This is a genomic window from Brevundimonas sp. FV2ps16, assembly GCF_058681075.1.
The window spans coordinates 625,404-641,464 of the sequence record NZ_CM178728.1 but is presented as its reverse complement, the minus strand read 5'-3'; the positions used below and the strand labels follow the sequence as shown (position 1 = coordinate 641,464).

General features: G+C 64.5%; 18 protein-coding genes and 1 tRNA gene. 14 read left to right on the top strand and 5 right to left on the bottom strand.

Annotation, left to right across the window (positions count from 1 at the left end):
- Window positions 1-22: 22 nt before the first annotated feature.
- Both fixJ and ACW170_RS03020 read right to left on the bottom strand, forming a co-directional pair.
- The gene (gene fixJ / locus ACW170_RS03025; protein ID WP_492088227.1) at window positions 23-634 is read right to left on the bottom strand and encodes a response regulator FixJ; all 612 of its coding nucleotides are present in this window, start codon (window positions 632-634) and stop codon (window positions 23-25) included.
- Window positions 631-1,938, bottom strand: a complete 1,308-nt coding sequence (locus tag ACW170_RS03020; protein ID WP_492088226.1) for a sensor histidine kinase — start codon at window positions 1,936-1,938, stop codon at window positions 631-633. The genes fixJ and ACW170_RS03020 overlap by 4 nt, the downstream gene beginning before the upstream one ends.
- A 405-nt stretch (window positions 1,939-2,343) precedes the next feature.
- Here ACW170_RS03020 and ACW170_RS03015 point away from each other — a divergent pair, with 405 nt between their 5' ends.
- The 14 genes from ACW170_RS03015 to ACW170_RS02950 all read left to right on the top strand — a co-directional run bounded on the left by ACW170_RS03015 (window position 2,344) and on the right by ACW170_RS02950 (window position 13,447).
- On the top strand, window positions 2,344-3,111 hold the full coding sequence (locus tag ACW170_RS03015) for a CHASE3 domain-containing protein (RefSeq protein WP_492088225.1): 768 nt from the start codon (window positions 2,344-2,346) through the stop codon (window positions 3,109-3,111).
- A 355-nt stretch (window positions 3,112-3,466) separates the two neighbouring features.
- The gene (locus ACW170_RS03010) at window positions 3,467-5,401 is read left to right on the top strand and encodes a methyl-accepting chemotaxis protein (protein ID WP_492089130.1); all 1,935 of its coding nucleotides are present in this window, start codon (window positions 3,467-3,469) and stop codon (window positions 5,399-5,401) included.
- Between the two features lie 73 nt (window positions 5,402-5,474).
- Window positions 5,475-5,762, top strand: coding sequence for an STAS domain-containing protein (locus ACW170_RS03005; RefSeq protein ID WP_492088224.1), 288 nt, complete (start codon window positions 5,475-5,477; stop codon window positions 5,760-5,762).
- Window positions 5,759-6,133 (top strand): response regulator, encoded by a 375-nt coding sequence (locus tag ACW170_RS03000; protein ID WP_492088223.1) that lies wholly within the window; start codon window positions 5,759-5,761, stop codon window positions 6,131-6,133. The genes ACW170_RS03005 and ACW170_RS03000 overlap by 4 nt, the downstream gene beginning before the upstream one ends.
- Before the next feature lie 27 nt (window positions 6,134-6,160).
- On the top strand, window positions 6,161-8,428 hold the full coding sequence (locus ACW170_RS02995; RefSeq protein WP_492088222.1) for a chemotaxis protein CheA: 2,268 nt from the start codon (window positions 6,161-6,163) through the stop codon (window positions 8,426-8,428).
- Between the two features lie 3 nt (window positions 8,429-8,431).
- Window positions 8,432-8,887, top strand: a complete 456-nt coding sequence (locus ACW170_RS02990) for a chemotaxis protein CheW (protein WP_492088221.1) — start codon at window positions 8,432-8,434, stop codon at window positions 8,885-8,887.
- Window positions 8,884-9,744 carry a CheR family methyltransferase gene (locus tag ACW170_RS02985; protein ID WP_492088220.1) on the top strand — a complete coding sequence of 287 codons (861 nt, stop codon included), beginning with the start codon at window positions 8,884-8,886 and terminating at the stop codon, window positions 9,742-9,744. Before ACW170_RS02990 ends, ACW170_RS02985 begins: the two co-directional genes overlap by 4 nt.
- Window positions 9,744-10,784: a protein-glutamate methylesterase/protein-glutamine glutaminase gene (locus ACW170_RS02980; protein ID WP_492089129.1), complete on the top strand. Its 1,041-nt coding sequence runs from the start codon at window positions 9,744-9,746 to the stop codon at window positions 10,782-10,784. The genes ACW170_RS02985 and ACW170_RS02980 overlap by 1 nt, the downstream gene beginning before the upstream one ends.
- Before the next feature lie 18 nt (window positions 10,785-10,802).
- Window positions 10,803-11,192 carry a response regulator gene (locus ACW170_RS02975; protein ID WP_492088219.1) on the top strand — a complete coding sequence of 130 codons (390 nt, stop codon included), beginning with the start codon at window positions 10,803-10,805 and terminating at the stop codon, window positions 11,190-11,192.
- Window positions 11,189-11,734, top strand: coding sequence for a chemotaxis protein CheD (locus ACW170_RS02970; protein WP_492088218.1), 546 nt, complete (start codon window positions 11,189-11,191; stop codon window positions 11,732-11,734). Before ACW170_RS02975 ends, ACW170_RS02970 begins: the two co-directional genes overlap by 4 nt.
- On the top strand, window positions 11,734-12,075 hold the full coding sequence (locus tag ACW170_RS02965) for a DUF8776 family protein (RefSeq protein ID WP_271165176.1): 342 nt from the start codon (window positions 11,734-11,736) through the stop codon (window positions 12,073-12,075). The genes ACW170_RS02970 and ACW170_RS02965 overlap by 1 nt, the downstream gene beginning before the upstream one ends.
- 4 nt (window positions 12,076-12,079) lie before the next feature.
- Window positions 12,080-12,673: a response regulator gene (locus ACW170_RS02960; protein ID WP_492088217.1), complete on the top strand. Its 594-nt coding sequence runs from the start codon at window positions 12,080-12,082 to the stop codon at window positions 12,671-12,673.
- 10 nt (window positions 12,674-12,683) lie between these two features.
- Complete coding sequence (locus ACW170_RS02955; protein WP_492088216.1) at window positions 12,684-13,154, top strand: chemotaxis protein CheE; 471 nt, start codon at window positions 12,684-12,686, stop codon at window positions 13,152-13,154.
- Window positions 13,155-13,370: 216 nt separating this feature from the next.
- Window positions 13,371-13,447 (top strand) — tRNA-Arg (locus tag ACW170_RS02950).
- A 242-nt stretch (window positions 13,448-13,689) separates the two neighbouring features.
- Here the strand turns inward: ACW170_RS02950 and ACW170_RS02945 are convergent.
- From ACW170_RS02945 to ACW170_RS02935, 3 genes are read right to left on the bottom strand one after another with little or no spacing between them, the layout of a single operon-like run.
- Complete coding sequence (locus ACW170_RS02945) at window positions 13,690-15,120, bottom strand: exonuclease domain-containing protein (protein ID WP_492088215.1); 1,431 nt, start codon at window positions 15,118-15,120, stop codon at window positions 13,690-13,692.
- 9 nt (window positions 15,121-15,129) lie between these two features.
- Window positions 15,130-15,648: an ImmA/IrrE family metallo-endopeptidase gene (locus tag ACW170_RS02940; protein WP_008260190.1), complete on the bottom strand. Its 519-nt coding sequence runs from the start codon at window positions 15,646-15,648 to the stop codon at window positions 15,130-15,132.
- Window positions 15,645-15,917, bottom strand: coding sequence for a helix-turn-helix transcriptional regulator (locus ACW170_RS02935; protein ID WP_492088214.1), 273 nt, complete (start codon window positions 15,915-15,917; stop codon window positions 15,645-15,647). Before ACW170_RS02935 ends, ACW170_RS02940 begins: the two co-directional genes overlap by 4 nt.
- Between the last annotated feature and the right edge of the window lie 144 nt (window positions 15,918-16,061).

The following is a 16,061-nucleotide window of genomic DNA, read 5'->3' as shown; positions in this document are numbered from 1 at the left end:
AAGGGGCGTTTGATATGGAGTTTCAGGCCTCTGCGACGCTGAGGCCCAGGCGCACTAGCATGGACAGGCTTGTGGCCTGCATCTTCTGCATGACCTTGGCCCTGAAGATTTCGACCGTGCGGGGGCTGATGTCGAGAATCAACGCAATCTCCTTGTTCGACTTGCCGTCGATCAGGGCGTCGAACACCTGCCGCTCGCGCGGGGTCAGGGTGGCCAGGCGGGCGGCGGTCTGTTCCCGCACCTCGCTTTCAACGCCGTGGCGCTCCAGCACCGACAGACAGCCTCGCACCGCCTCAAGGATACGGTTCGGATCGAAAGGCTTTTCGATGAAATCAATCACCCCGGCCTTCATCAACTGCACCGCCAGGGGGACGTCGGCATGGCCGGTAATGACGATGATAGGCCAGGTTTCGCCTCTTAGAACCCGAAGACGCTGAATCAACTCGGTCCCCTCCACCTGCGGCATCCGCAGGTCTGTGATGACGCAGGCGGCCTTCTCGTCCGGCAGCGACTCGAGGAACAGGGCGGCGCTGGCGAATCCTCGGGCGCGGATGCCCTCGCCCCTTAAAAGCAGCAGCAGGGAGTCTCGCATGGCTTGATCATCATCCACGACGAAGACGGAATGGTCGGTCATGCGGCTTCGAGCTCCGAGACGGGGGACAGACTAAAGGAGAAGGCTGCGCCGCCCAGCGGGCTTCGGCCCACGGTCAAGACGGCGTCATGGCTTTCGACGATCGAGCGGGTGACCGACAGGCCCAGGCCCATGCCGCCGGCCTTTGTCGTCATCATTGGCTGGAAGATGCGGTCCATCTGGTCTTCGGCGATGCCGGGGCCGTTGTCTTCGATCCGAATTTCATAACCTTGGCTAGCTAGGCTGCGTCCCGTCACCGAAACAATCCCTTCGCTGTGTCCACAAACGGCGTCCACAGCGTTGCGGACTAGGTTGGCGATCGCCTGCTGAAATTGGATTCGGTCCGCCAAAACCCGGTCGCGGGCTTCGTGCACATCTATGCGGATGGCCACACCGGTGTCCTGCCGGATCAGATCGAACAAGGGACGCAGGTCCTCGATCATTGACGACACCCGCTCCTCCGTAAGTTGCGGGCCACCGGTGGCGATCAGTTCGCGCATGCGGCGAATGATGTCCCCGGCGCGCAGCAACTGGGTCTTCGCCAGATCCAAGGCGCGGCTGGCGCTGTCGCCGATCGGACCGGCGCGGGCGATGTCCGTCTGCCCCGCATGAAGATAGACGGTGGCGGCGGTGAGCGGCTGGTTTAACTCGTGCGCGAGGGTGGCCGCCATTTCGCCCATCGAATTCAGCCGCCAACTTCTGCTGAGTTGCCCCATCAGCTCCCGCATCCGGTCATTGACCGCCAGAGCCTGTCTCTGATCCGCGAGGGACAGGACGACACGCTCCGGATCGACGCTGTGGGCCAAGAGGCTGGCGTGGATGATGAGGGGAACGATTTCGCCATCCGGCCGACGCGCCATCCAGTAGCCCGCCGCGGGAGCCGTAAGGGCGTCGCCTTGCAACAAGGCGTTCAGCGTCCGTTCGCCGAAATCCGGCGCGAAGATGCTGAAGTCGCGGTTCAGCGCATTAGCCGGGGCCACGCCGAGAAGATCGGCCGCAGGGGCGGTGATGCGAAGAATGCGGCCCTCGCCGTCCAGCGTCACCACGGGAACCGACGTCAATATGCTGTGCAACAGCGCCGTTCTGCTCGCCAGCCGGTGACAGACTTCGGCCATGACTGAAGCGATCAGGACGAACAGTATGGTGTTGGCGGTCGCTTCCGTCAGACTCAGGCGCGTCGTCATGATCAGATCGGCGGCGACCGAAAGCACGATGGCGAAAAAGGTGGCGGGTCGATTCCCCAGCAGGGCGGTCGCCATGACCGCGCCCAACAGCGGCATGTAATGGACGTGTTCGATATCCTGCAACGCCACCTTGACGACTGATGCTATCGATACGCAGGCGCAAGCAAGAAAAACGCCGTTCCGTGATGGTGTGACGGCAGGTTGCCAGCTTCGGCCCCTTACAAAGTCAGTAAAGGCCTCTGCTTTCCCTCGCATCATATGGGATCTCGCTGCTGCGAAACCATCTCAACCGCACCGTCGCCGCTTTTCTGACGTATTTTCTATACCGGCATAGCCTCCGCTGGAAAGCAATATTGTCCTCAGGGGCGTCACCGCGGCGAATGATCGCCATAAAGGGCACAGCCTGAGGCAGTGGCTGACCCAACCTTTCGTACGCGTTCATACTTAACCGTCGGTTCAGGATTCGTAGGGAGCAGGCCCACATTGTCGTTTCGCGGAATGTTGGTTTCTGAAGAGGGGGGCGAGCACATGCTCGGGAGCACGCCCGCTTTTCTGGGCTTCATTCTTGTGTTCGGGCACCAAGGGAGGATTGGCGTGAAGTTGATCGGAAAACTTGCGGCAGGCCGCCAATTGACGCTGACCTGGGCGCTGACGCTCGGCGCGCTGGTGGTCATGGGCGCCCTGATGGTCACGAACCTGTTGGCCCTGAAGGGCGCCGGCGAGGCGCTGGCGCGCGAGGAACGGTTAAACAGCGCGCTTGCGGAGACGGAATTCCGCCTGGCCCGGCAGGAAAACTCCTATCGCGGCTACCTGCTTTCGGCGGAGACCTATTACATCGACCGGCTGGAAACCCACCGCGCCGAGTTCAAGAAATCCCTTGAAGAAGTGCGCGCCGCCACGCCGCAAGAGCATCAAGCCACGATCGACCAAGCCTTGCAGGCGGCCGACAGCTGGCACCGGGACGTCGCTTTGGCGGGTCAGGCCTTGGTCGCTCAGGGCCGAATGATCGAGGCCGAACAATTGGTGGGGAACATCGGGGTGTCTGACAGGCACGTCGAGCCGGTCGAATACGCGATCAATACTCTTAAGGACGTGAACGCGGTGGCGCTGGAGGCTTCGCGGCATGCGCAGGTTGCGGCGTCGCGCAACGCCGTCATCACCGTGACCGGTGGTCTCGCAAGCGCGATCCTCACGGCCTTGCTGATGGGCCTAGCGATGAGCCGCACCCTGGCGACATCGACGTTCGGCATGGTCGGCCTCATGCAAAAGCTAAGGGCCAGCGAGGCGCACCCCTAGGCCTAAGTTACCGATGTCGGCAGTCCTGTCGCCGTTTCACCGCCGAGCGAAACGGCCGCATCCTACTGAACTACCTCATGTTCCAGCACTCGCGGCGGCTCTACGCATTCCTACCTAAGCTCCGGTTCAGAATTCGTATTAATCATCCTTCCATTGTTGTTGGGCAGATGCAGGTTGTTGTTAGCGCCTAGTGTTTTCCTGGCTCGCACCTCGTCCCTGAGGCGAGCGATCCAGGCAGGGGCTGGGGGCGGGAAAGGGCGGCGGGGGCCTTCGAAGAGGGACTCGGTCTGTCAGTGCCGATTGATTCTGGTCCGTAAGAAGACCCTGGGAGAGTAAGTTGAACTTCATTGAAAACATGCCGGTGGGGCGCAAGCTCGCTCTCGCTTTCGGTATCGTCCTCGCGGCGATCGCCGTCATGGGCGCCGTCGTGGTGACCAACCTGTTCGCACTTCAAAACGCCGACGAAGCCAGAAGTGTGGAAAATCAACTGAACCGCACCCTGGCGGCCGCTGAGTTCCGTCTTTCGAAGCAGGAGAACTCCTATCGAGGCTATCTGCTGTCCCAGGACCCCTATTATACTGAGCGCCTGGATGGTCACCGCGCCAAGTTCAAGGAGGCTCTTGAGCAATTGCGGGCGGATCTTCCCGCTGACCGCCAGCCTCCGATCGACAAGGCCATCCAAGCCGCCGACGGCTGGTACGAGAACATCGTTCAGGTCGGTAAGGGTCTGATCGCCGAAGGGCGTCTCGCCGAGGCGGAGCAGATGGTGGGCCAGACCGGCACCGCCGACAAGTTCATTGAGCCTGTCGAAGCCGCCATCGATGAGTTGAAGGCCTCCAACGACACTGCCCTGGAAGCATCGCGTCATGCTCAGGCCGCCGCCGCTAACCAAGCGCTGATGGCCGTGGTGATCGGCCTGGCCGGCGCGATACTGATGGCGTTGGTCGCCGGCCTGGTCGCGACTCGGTCCATCGTTCGGCCGACCTTCAGCATGATCGGCTATATGCAGAAGCTGATGGCGGGCGACACGACCATCCAGATCGTCGGCGCCGACCGCAAGGATGAGTTCGGCAAGATGGCCCAGGCCATCGTCGCCTTCCGCGACGCCGCCGTCGATAAAGTTCGCGTCGAGCAGGAGGCCGCAGCCAACCGCTCGATGTCCGAACAGGAGCGCCTGGCCAACGAGGCCGAAAAGGCGCGGATCGCCGAAGAAGACCGTGTGGCGCTGACGGCCTTGGCTGAGGGCCTCGCGGCTATGTCGAACGGCGACTTGACGCACCGGTTCACGGTCGAGGTGTCGCCGCGTTCGCAGCAACTGAAGACCGACTTCAACGCCGCCATCGCCCAGTTGCAGCAGGCCCTGAGCGTGGTGCTGGGCAATGTGGCGGGCATTCGCTCGGGTGCAGGCGAGATTTCGCAGGCCGCCGACGACCTGTCGCGCCGCACCGAACAACAGGCCGCCAGCCTGGAAGAGACCGCCGCCGCCCTGGACGAGATCACCGCCACGGTCAACAAGACCGCCTCGGGCGCCCGTCAGGCCTCCGAAGTGGTCCAGGCCGCCAAGGGCGACGCAGAGACCTCGGGCGTCATCGTGCGCGACGCCGTCGAGGCCATGCAGGCCATTGAGGGCTCGTCGGCCCAGATCAACCAGATCATCGGCGTGATCGACGAAATCGCCTTCCAGACCAATCTTCTGGCCCTGAACGCGGGCGTTGAAGCCGCCCGCGCAGGCGAGGCCGGTCGCGGCTTCGCGGTCGTGGCCTCCGAAGTGCGGGCCCTGGCCCAGCGCTCGGCCGAGGCGGCGAAAGAGATCAAGACCTTGATCTCGGCCTCGACCACCCAGGTCGGTTCGGGCGTGAAACTTGTCGGTCAGACCGGCGAGGCCCTGCAACGGATCGTGGACCGGGTCGCCGAGATCGACGGCCTGGTGTCGGAAATCGCGGCCTCGGCCCAGGAACAGGCCATCGGCTTGGCAGAGGTCAATACGGCGGTCAACCAGATGGACCAGGTCACTCAACAGAACGCCGCCATGGTCGAGCAATCGACCGCCGCCAGCCATTCGTTGGCCCAGGAGGCCGAGGCCCTTCAGGCCTCCGTGGCTCAGTTCAAGGTCGGCGCGGGCGCGCAAGACGCCGCGGCGCCGCGTCGGGCTCCCGCTCGCTCTTCGCAAGCGCCGGCGGCCTCGCCCGCCAAACCGGTCAGCCGCGTCATCCAGGCGTTGAAGACCGTGGGCCGTGGCGGCGCAGCGCCCAAGGTCGAGGCGGACGCCGAGGGTTGGGAAGAGTTCTGATGATTCCCTCTTCAAGCGATATTTACCAACGCCATGCGATGCTTGGCTGTGAGGCAGAGGGAGGAGAGTTTTCATGACTGACGCCATCGTTCTTGCGCCTGTGCTGGACATGAATGCGGCCGAACCGCTGAAGGCCGAATTGTTGGCCCGACGCGGACAGGCGATCACCGTGGACGCTTCCAACGTCGAACGTTTGGGCGGCCTTTGTCTGCAGGTGCTTTTGTCGGCCAAGAAGACCTGGGCCGCCGACGGGGCCGATCTGACGATCGAACCCCGGTCTGAAGGTTTTTCCGAACAATGGGCCGCCTTCGGCGCGCCTGAAATCAACGCTCAAGACCTCATTGAAGGAACGCTCGCGTGAAAAAGACAGTGCTCACCGTCGATGATTCCCGCACCATGCGCGACATGCTGCTGATGGCGCTGGAGGACGCGGGCTACCACGTCATCCAGGCAGTTGACGGCATCGACGGCCTGGAGACCTTGGCCGCTCAAGGCGCGGACGCGGTTGATGTGGTCATCACGGACATCAACATGCCGCGCATGGACGGCTTTGGCTTCATCGAGGGCATGCGCGCCGATCCGAACCATCGCGCCACGCCGTGCCTGGTGCTGACGACCGAGAGCGACGCCGAGAAGAAGGCCCGCGCCCGCGCCGCCGGCGCGACGGGCTGGATCGTCAAACCGTTCGACCCGGCCAAACTGGTCGACGCCGTTCGCCGCGTCGCGGCCTAACCCAAGAGATCGGTCAGGCCGCAAGCCATGGACGCCTTCGAAGCCATTAAAGCCACCTTCTTCCAGGAATGCGACGAACTGCTCGCGGACCTGGAATCGAAGCTGATGCTGCTGGAACAGGGTCAAACCGACCTTGAAACCATCAACGCCGTCTTCCGCGCCGTTCACTCGGTGAAGGGCGGGGCGGGGGCGTTCGGCCTGGAGGCTCTGGTTCGCTTCGCCCACGTCTTTGAAACCCTGATGGACGAGTTACGGGGTGGTCGAAAGCCCTGCGACACGGTTACGATCAAGACCCTGCTGCGCGCCTCCGACGTGCTGGCGGACCATATCCAGGCGGCGCAAGGCTTGGCGCCGCCCGTCGACGAAGAGCGTTCGGCCGGTCTGGTGCACGAGCTTGAACTCCTGACCCACGGCGGCGAAGCGCCGCCGGTTGTCGAGGAAGACGAAGACGACTTCGGCTTCACCCCCATGGCCTTCGACGCCGCTCTGGACGAGCCTCTGGCCGATCTGGCCGATCTGGGCGGTTCGGGCGAGATCGAGGCCGCAGCGCCTGAGGCCCAGACGGGCTGGCGCGTGCTGTTCAAGCCGCACAGCCGCATGTACGGCAGCGCCAACGAAGCCGGCCTCCTGCTTCGCGAACTGGGACGCGTTGGGCCGATCACCGTATCGGTGGATGCTGAAAGCTTGCCGACGCTCGATATCCTGGTCGCCGAGGAAGGCTATCTGACCTGGACGATCGACCTGACCGCCGAGGTCGACGAAAAGGTCGTCCGCGAGGTGTTCGACTTCGTCGAGGCCGACTGCGACCTGACCGTTTCGCCCCTGGGCGGCGCGCCCGCTCTGGAGTTCGAAGAGGAGCCGCCGGCGGTGCTGCCGGCCAGCGACGACCTGGATGTCGCCGCCCTTTTGGCGAAAGCCGCCGGCGCTGCGCCCGTAGAGCCCCCTGCGCCTGCACCTGCCCCTGCCCCTGTCCCCATCGCTGCGGCGCCTGAACCGGCCCCGGCTCCCGCGCCTGTCGCTCCCCCGGTCGCTGCGCCTGCGCCGACGCCAGCCGCGGTCACGCCGGCCCAGGTGGCTGCACCCGTGGCCCCTGCGCCGGTCACCATCCGCGTCGATCTGGATCGGGTCGACCGTCTGATCAACGTGGTCGGCGAACTGGTCATCCAGCAGGCGATGCTGTCGCAGCGCGTGCTGGAGAGCGGCCTGGCCCGTTCGTCGGGCATCGCCCTTGGCCTGGAAGATCTCGAGCTGCTGACGCGCGAGATCCAGGACAGCGTCATGGCCATTCGCGCCCAGCCGGTGAAGTCGGTGTTCCAGCGCATGCCGCGCCTGGTCCGCGAAGTCGCCGACATGGTCTCCAAACAGGTTCGCCTGGTCACCGCCGGCGAGGACACTGAGGTCGACAAGACCGTGGTCGAGCGCCTGGCGGAACCGATCACCCACATGCTGCGCAACGCCATCGACCACGGGCTGGAAACGCCAGAGGACCGAATCGCCGCCGGCAAGCCCGCCGAGGGCACGGTTCGTCTGGCGGCCCTGCACCGCTCGGGCCGGATCGTCATCGAAATCTCCGACGACGGGCGCGGCATCAACCGCGAGCGGGTCAAGAAGATCGCCATCGACAAGGGGCTGATCGCGCCAGAAGCCGCCCTGACCGACGAGCAGATCGACAACCTGATCTTCCTGCCGGGCTTCTCCACCGCCGCCGTGGTGTCCGACATCTCGGGCCGCGGCGTGGGCATGGACGTGGTCAAGCGCTCGATCCAGGCCCTGGGCGGTCGCATCTCGATCAGCTCAGTGCCCGGCAAGGGCTCGACCTTCACCCTCAGCTTGCCGCTGACCCTGGCGGTGTTGGACGGCATGGTGGTGTCCGCCGCCGATCAGATCCTGATCGCGCCGCTGCCTGCCATCGTCGAGAGCCTGACGCCGCAGGAAAGCGACCTGCATTATGTCGGCGGCGTGGATCCGGTGATCCGCTTCCGCGAGCGCTTTCTGCCCTTGATCGACGTCGCCATGACCATGGGCTTCCGCGACACGCCTGTGGTCCCCAACGAAGGCGTCGCCGTGGTGGTCGAGACCGAGGGCGGTCAGCAGGCGGCCCTGCTGTTCGACGCCATCCAGGGCCAGCGCCAGGTCGTCATCAAGAGCCTCGAGACCAACTACCAGCAGGTCGAGGGCGTCGCCGCCGCGACCATCCTGGGCGACGGTCGCGTCGCCCTGATCCTGGACGTGGACGTCCTCGTCACCGACATGCGCCGCAAATCCGGCCGCCCCGACTTCAAGCTCGCGAGTTGAACCATGAATGAAGCCAACGACTCCCAGCGCGAACTCATCGCCTTCCGCATCGGCCGACAGGAATTCTGCGTCGACATCATGTCGGTGCGTGAGATCCGCGGCTGGACCCCTGCGACGCCGTTGCCGCGTTCGCCCGGCTATATGAAAGGCGTCATCAATCTGCGCGGCACCGTCTTGCCGATCATCGATCTGGGCGCGCGCTTCGGGCTCGAGACGTCCGAACCGACGGCCCGTCACGTCATCATGGTCGCCCATATCGGCGGCCGGATGGTCGGCCTGCTGGTCGACGCCGTGTCCGACATCCTGGAGATGAACGACGCCTCGGTGCAGGCGACGCCGGACGTCGCCAGCGACCAGGTGAAGACCTTCGTCAAGGGCATCTTCTCCATCGAAGGCCGTATGATCAGCCTGATCGAACTGGATCATATCCTGCCGCAGGTCGAGGCGGACGCCGCATGAATCCCGCAGCTGGACGGGGATCGATCGTAGAGGGTGAGTTCGTCTTCACCGCTGACGACTTCCGTCAGATCGCAGAAATGCTGCACGCCCACGCCGGCATCGCGCTGAACGAGGGCAAGGCCGCGCTCGTCTATTCGCGTCTGGCCAAACGTCTACGGACTCTGGGCCTGTCCAGCTTCCGCGACTATTGCGCCCTGGTCGAAGGCGTCGATGGAATCGACGAACGCCAGAAGATGACGGCGGCCCTGACCACCAATGTGACCCGCTTCTATCGCGAGCCGCACCATTTCGACGATCTGCGCGACCGCGTCTTGCCCAAGCTGGTCGAGCGGGCCCGCGCCGGCGGCCGGGTGCGGCTGTGGTCGGCGGCCTGTTCGAACGGGCAGGAGCCCTATTCGATGGCCCTGACCCTGTTGTCGGTCCTGCCCGAGGCGGCGGACCTGGATGTGCGCATTCTGGCCACTGACATCGACCCGAACATGGTCGCCCAGGGCCATGACGGCACCTATTCCGAAGAGGCGCTGGAGCCGGCGCCGGCGACCTTGTGGCGCAAATATTTCAATCGAGCCGATCGCGGAGCCTGGACCGCCGGTCCGCAACTGAAACGATTGGTGTCCTTCAAAGAACTGAACCTGATCGGCGACTGGCCGATGAAGGGCAAGTTCGACGTCATCTTCTGCCGCAACGTCGTCATCTATTTCGACGATCCGACGCAGGAGCGCGTCTGGAGCCGTTTCGTGCCGCTCATGCAGCCCGGCGCCACCCTCTATATCGGCCATTCCGAGCGCGTCGCCGGGCCGGCCGCCAACAAGCTTCAGACCGCAGGTCTGACCACCTACCGCCTGGGAGCCGCATGATGAGCGCCAAGATCAAGGTCCTGGTGGTGGATGACAGCTTGACGATGCGCGGCCTGATCTCGGCCGCTCTGAAGTCGGACCCCGAGATCGAGGTCGTCGGCACGGCCGCCGATCCGATCGAAGCGCGCGCCGCCATCAAGGAACTGAATCCTGACGTTCTGACCCTGGACGTCGAGATGCCCAATATGAACGGGCTGGAGTTCCTCGAGAAGATCATGCGTTTGCGGCCGATGCCGGTGGTCATGGTCTCGACGCTGACGGCGGCCGGCACCGACGTGACCCTGGCGGCCCTCGAAATCGGCGCCGTGGACGCCGTGGCCAAGCCGGCCGTGGCCAGCGTCGACGCCTTCCACGACCTGATCGACAAGGTGAAGACGGCGGCCCGTTCGCGTGTCCGCGCCCGTACCGACATCCCCGCCAGGGAGGCTGCGCCCAGCGCCTATCGGCCGGCCGCCAGCCACATCCTGGCCATCGGCTCCTCGACCGGCGGGGTCGAGGCGCTGTTGACCGTTCTCAGCGGCTTCCCGGCCAACTGCCCGGCGACCATCATCACCCAGCATATGCCGGCGACCTTCACCGCCAGCTTCGCCGCTCGCCTCGACCGGGTCTGCGCGCCGACCGTGACCGAAGCCTTTGAAGGCGCCCAGTTGAAGACCGGGCACATCTATCTCGCGCCCGGCGGCGCGTCCCACCTTGAAGTCACGCCCGGCATGACGCCGCGCTGCCATCTGGTGCAGAGCGACCCCGTCAACGGACACCGCCCTTCGGTCGATGTCATGTTCGAGTCCGTCGTTCGGCTGAAGCGGCCGATGACCGGCGTGATCCTGACCGGCATGGGCCGCGACGGCGCCAAGGGCCTGAAGGCCATTCGCGACGCCGGCGGACGCACTCTGGGGCAGGACGAGGCGACCTCCGTCGTCTACGGCATGCCGAAAGCCGCCTTCGAACTGGGCGCCGTGGAGCGGCAGTTGCCGTTGCACCGCCTGTCCCCCGCCATCCTAGAACTGTGCGCCGACTCGGGCGCACGGTCGATCGCCTGACCCCCCGGGAGCGCCCCCATGCCCGCAGCCGCCTCTCTCCACTGCCTGGTCGTCGATGATCAGATGACGATGCGCTCGCTGGTTCGCACCAGCTTGCAACAACTGGGCGTGCGCGAGATCCGCGAAGCCGCTGATGGTGATATCGCCCTGCGCGACATCATCTCCAAGCCCGCGCACCTTATTATTTCGGACTACAACATGCCCAATCTGGACGGGTTGGGCCTGCTGCGCGCGGTGCGCGCCCACCCCCCGACGGCCAAGACCGCCTTCATCATGCTGACCGGTCGGGCCGACCGCGAACTGGTGCAGCGGGCGGTGCAGTTCGGGGTCAACAACTATCTGGTCAAGCCCTTCACCGTCGCCCAGCTGAAAGGCAAGCTGGAAGCCGTCTTCGGTGCTCTGACATGAGTTTCGCCGCCCTCAAGGACACCAAAGAAAAAAAGGTGCACGTCGGCCAGGGCGAACACCATATCACGAGCGACCCGGACGTCGTGCTGAGCACGATCCTGGGCTCGTGCGTCGCCATGTGCCTGCGGGACCCGGTCGCGGGGATCGGCGGCATGAACCACTTCCTGCTTCCTGAGGGTTCGGGCGCAGGCACTGACGCGGGGCGTCGCTACGGCGCCTACGCCATGGAACTGCTGATCAACGACATGCTGAAGGCCGGCGGTCGCCGTGAGCGGCTGGAGGCCAAGCTGTTCGGCGGCGGCCGCATGTTCGACAGTCTTCGCGACGTGGGGCGTTCCAACGCCGATTTCGCCGAGAAATTCCTGCGCGACGAAGGCATTCCCGTCGTGGGCGGCAGTCTTCGCGGCGACGGCGGTCGGCGGGTGCATTACTGGCCGGTGACCGGCAAGGCCATGCAACGCGCTGTGACCGACACCGTGGCGCCCAAGCCCATTCCCGTCGCGCCACCCCCCGTCGACACGGGCGCCCTGGAGCTGTTCTGATGCACGCCCCCCCCGAACACGCGCAACTTCTGGCCGCCATCGCCGACGAGCTGATGGGCGTGCGCGAGGGGATCGATCACGTCGAGGCTCTGGTCAGCCGCCTGGTGCGTCGCGCGCCGGCCGAAGATCGGGCGGAGGCGCTGACGGAAGCCCAGGCCCTGGACGCTCTGACCCAAAGGCTGGAGGCCCTTTCCGGCGTGCTGCGAATGCTGGGCAACGGCGCCACGCCCGCCGAGTCCGTCAGCCGCATATCCCTGGCCGACATGGCGGTGCGCCTGCGCCCCGCCGCCGGCGTTCAGACGGCCGGAGCATCGGACTCGGGCGATCTGATGTTGTTCTAACGCCGTGACGAGAACGCCGGACAAGATCAATCTGGCGCATTCGACGGTTCTGCTCGTTGACGACCAACCGACCTCGCTGGATCTCCTCAGCTCCATCGTCCAGGGCTTCGGCGTCCGGGAACAGCTGAAATGCCACGCGGCCAAGGACGCGGTTGAACTGCTTCAGCGTCGCGCCGTCGATCTCATCCTCGTCGATTGCGCCATGCCTGAAATGGACGGCTACGACTTCGTACGCTGGCTGCGACGCGAGGCCGCCGAACCGGCGCGTTTCACCCCCGTCATCATGATTCTGGGCCACGCCGCCCATGCCCGGGTCGCCCGCGGCCGGGACTGCGGCGCCAGCTACATCGTCGCCAAGCCTTTGACGCCCTCGGTTCTGCTGAGACGCATAGCCTGGCTGGGCGCCCATTCCCGCGACTTCGTCGAGGTGGAAAGCTACGTCGGCCCAGATCGCCGCGTTCGCAACTATGGCCCTCCGCCAGGAGAAGAAGGCCGGCGTCAGACCGATCTGTCCGGGGACCTCGGGGAAGCCGTCGAGGCCAATATGGACCAGGACACGATCGACATGATGCTGAAGCCCATGAAGGTCAGTCTATGAGTATCGCGTCATGACCGCCGCCCCAGAGCCCCCCCGTATCCGCAAGGTCCGCACCTCGCTGCAAAGGCAGATGGCCCGCCCTGGCGGCATCACCATGGAAGAAGCGGTCGAACGGGCTGAGCAGGGCCTGGAGAGTCACCGCGACCGGATCATGGAAATTCTTCAGGCCCAGGTCGACCTGTTGAACAGCCTGTGCCGCCGCCGGCCGCCGAAGGCGGACAGCAAGATCTACGCCCTCGCCTCGGCCCTTGTGGATCTGGCCGGCTTTCTGGAAATCCCGCCCTTCTACACGGCGGCCTACAGCCTGTGCGAGGCGACGCATCAGATGACGGCGGCCAAGACCTGGTCCTGGCCGTCGGTCGAAGTTCACGCCCACGCCCTAACCCTCATCCTGGCCAACGACTGCGAGGGCGGCGAGGCGATTGATCATCTGCTGGCGGGCCTGCACGCGGTCGTCCAACGCGGCGCCCACGCCGGTTAACAGGCGACGCATTGCTGCGGAACAAGGGTGAAACGAATCAGGACCGAATCGGCCACTCTGCCCGATTCGTCGTTTGTTCCCCGCAACATGTTGTATCTTAAGGTCGATTAACCACAACTCGGTCTCGGCGGTATCGGCGGCTTCGCGTCCAAAAACACCTATGCCGCTCGCACCCATCTTCCCCCAGATCGCCTGAACCGCTAGGTCATCTCCGTTGGCCCCGTAGCTCAGCCGCATAGAGCAAGGCTTTCCTAAAGCCGAGGTCGCAGGTTGGAGTCCTGCCGGGGTCGCCATGCTATTGTTGAGACCACTTAGAACTGGCTCAAAACCAGCTAAGAGTGGCGCAACATGGGAATGGCTCGCACGCATGTGGGGTCTGAAATGCGCCGCGAGCAGACTTTCGATCGCCGCCACAAAGCGGACCTTCGCTTTCGCACTCCTTGGACGAAGTTCCCGACCGTGGCGCCCGACACGTCTCTTAGGAAGGCATGGATTAGGTTGTGTTGGACTCTGGAGTCGCCGACGGGACCGTCCGTTACACCTGCGGCCTAGCGCCCAGTCGCGGGCGCAGCGTATCCACGAACGCCTCGACCCTCGCAATACGAGTATCGAGCCAGACGCCGTAGTCTTTGAGAAGGGCTTCGGCATCTGCCACGCCAGACGCGACTAGTTCAGCAGCCAGCGTTCGGGCCGCTGGCATCGTCAGCGGTCCGTTCTTGTCAATCAGAAGGCGTTCAGCAAGATCAGCGTCCGCCGCCCGTCGGTCATTTCCTATAAAAGCAGACCGGTGCTCCATATGGAGAAGCCTGCGGCCAAATGTCCGCAGGCGCACATCGGCGAAGCTATCTACAATCTCACGCTGACGACTCTTCGGCGCTCCGTGGAAGTCCGCCATCAGCCGCAGGTCGTCATCGTCCGGAAACCGGTCGTAGAGCTGCAGTTCTACGTGGGGCGAGAGCGGACTGTTTGCCCAGCGGGCCGCTTGAGCCTCAATGATTCTCGAACTGAGCTCTGGATTAGCCTGGAGCCACTCGGCACGTCTTTCGGCCTCATCGACATCGCCCAGCGCCCAGTCCTCCGGAGCATCCCAGCTCATCGCGATCGCCGGGGCGGCGTTGGTTTTCAGACGCCGCAGGGGCCCCTCGCGCTGAGAGATTAAGGCAGCGAGGTCGTCGGTCTGTAGTTGAACAGCTTCGGCCGGATCTGAGGCCAAGTCCCAACATAGCCGCCCATTAGGATTTCCCGCCTCCGGGCCCAAGCAGGCGACGACTCGGTGCGACGCCTCGAACCCGTAAAATTCAGTCAGAATGAATAGCGGCTCAGACGCCACGAGATCGGCGACGGCCGCCTTATTCGAGGTTCGGATCGCCCGGCTCCAGATTTCGGGGGCCTCAGAAGCTACGCGCCGACACAGCGCAAGCGTCATCTGGGCGTCGGCCATGGCGTCGTGTGCAGCGTCGACATTCAGACCGTTGGCCGCCGCGACCGCCTCTAGGCGAAAGGTCTTCCGACCGTCGGCGGCGAGGGGCAGGGTCAAGCAGGCCGAGGCGTCTGCACAGGCGGTCAAGACGATATGCATGGCGTCCGCCCGACCGCAGCCCGGCGTGGAGGTGAGGTAGGCCGGAAAAAGGTTCTGGAAGAAGGCATGCCGCAGCATCTCCTCGTCGAACCGGATTGAATTGTAGCCGATGAAGATTCCCCGGCCCCATCCCGACAGCCGCCTTCGGATCTCCCGCACCATGTCGTAGTGGGAGGGGAGGCTGAGGTCCGTAAGCCGCTCGATCGACAGGCGATTGGCCAGCATCGCCTTGGGGTGTGGGACTACATGGGGCTGAAGCCGACAGCGCAGCTCGAAGCGATCCAGCTCGTTCAGATCACCGTCCGTATGGATCGCCGCAAACTGGACGATTTGATCGAAGCCTTTACTTAGCCCCGTCGTTTCTGTGTCGTAGAAGACGAAGCCCAAGCGAGACCCTCAGGACCACAGGCGGTAGCGGACCACCGCCGTGCTTACGCGGAACCGGCGCGCGAGCGAGTTGACCTTTTCGTCATCCTCGAGGTCCAGGCCCTCGGCGTCGACCAAGGGTTCGAGCAGAAACTGGGGCATGAGGAACTCCGCCGCAAAGGCGTTGGCTTCAACTTCTCGCCAATCCGTGCCTTCGGAGGCCAGACGGTCACGGTTCAGAACCCGAAATCCCCGATCCAAGTGAACCGTCTCTCGAAGGATATCGTCGTGAAGCCGGTGGTGGGCGAACTCGTGAGCGAGCGTGAACCGTTGCCGATTGGGGTGGTGAAGCGCGTTGACCCCGATGATCCCCACGCCATCCTTGATAAACGCCATGCCCGAGAGATCATCGGCCAAGGGGGCGTGCTGGAGAACGATGCCCGCCGCCCTGATTATCCTCTCGACGGGCACCGGGGCGGAGCGAACCTTGGCCGCAGCGAGGAGACGTCCCGCGTTCTGACGCGCCTCGGCGACATCCGGCCGCTTCATGACCGAGGCCGGGAGATGGCCATCGCCGCGGCGATCATGCTTGAGATTTGCGCCTTGGCCGTTGCGCTGACCTCGTCGGACAGGGCCAGATCCTGATCCTCCAATGACGCCGGGCGCACGGCAGGGAGGAGATCGGTGACCCGGTCGAGCCTGAGGGCCGCCGCGAGGTCGCACGCCTGGTGCAGGAGGACGCTCTGCCGGCCACGCTCGATGTTGGCGATCGAGGCTCGTGAAAGTCCGACCCTCACCGCGAGATCGGCCTGTGTCATGTCCAACTCCTGGCGCCGCAACGCCATGGCTTCTCCGAACTGCTGGTAGCGGGGGTCTGGGTTCATAATCGATTTGTTTGCTTTGCGCCGCCCGGCCGTGTCAATGCGGCAAACACGGTGTGATTATCATAAACACTACTAAGT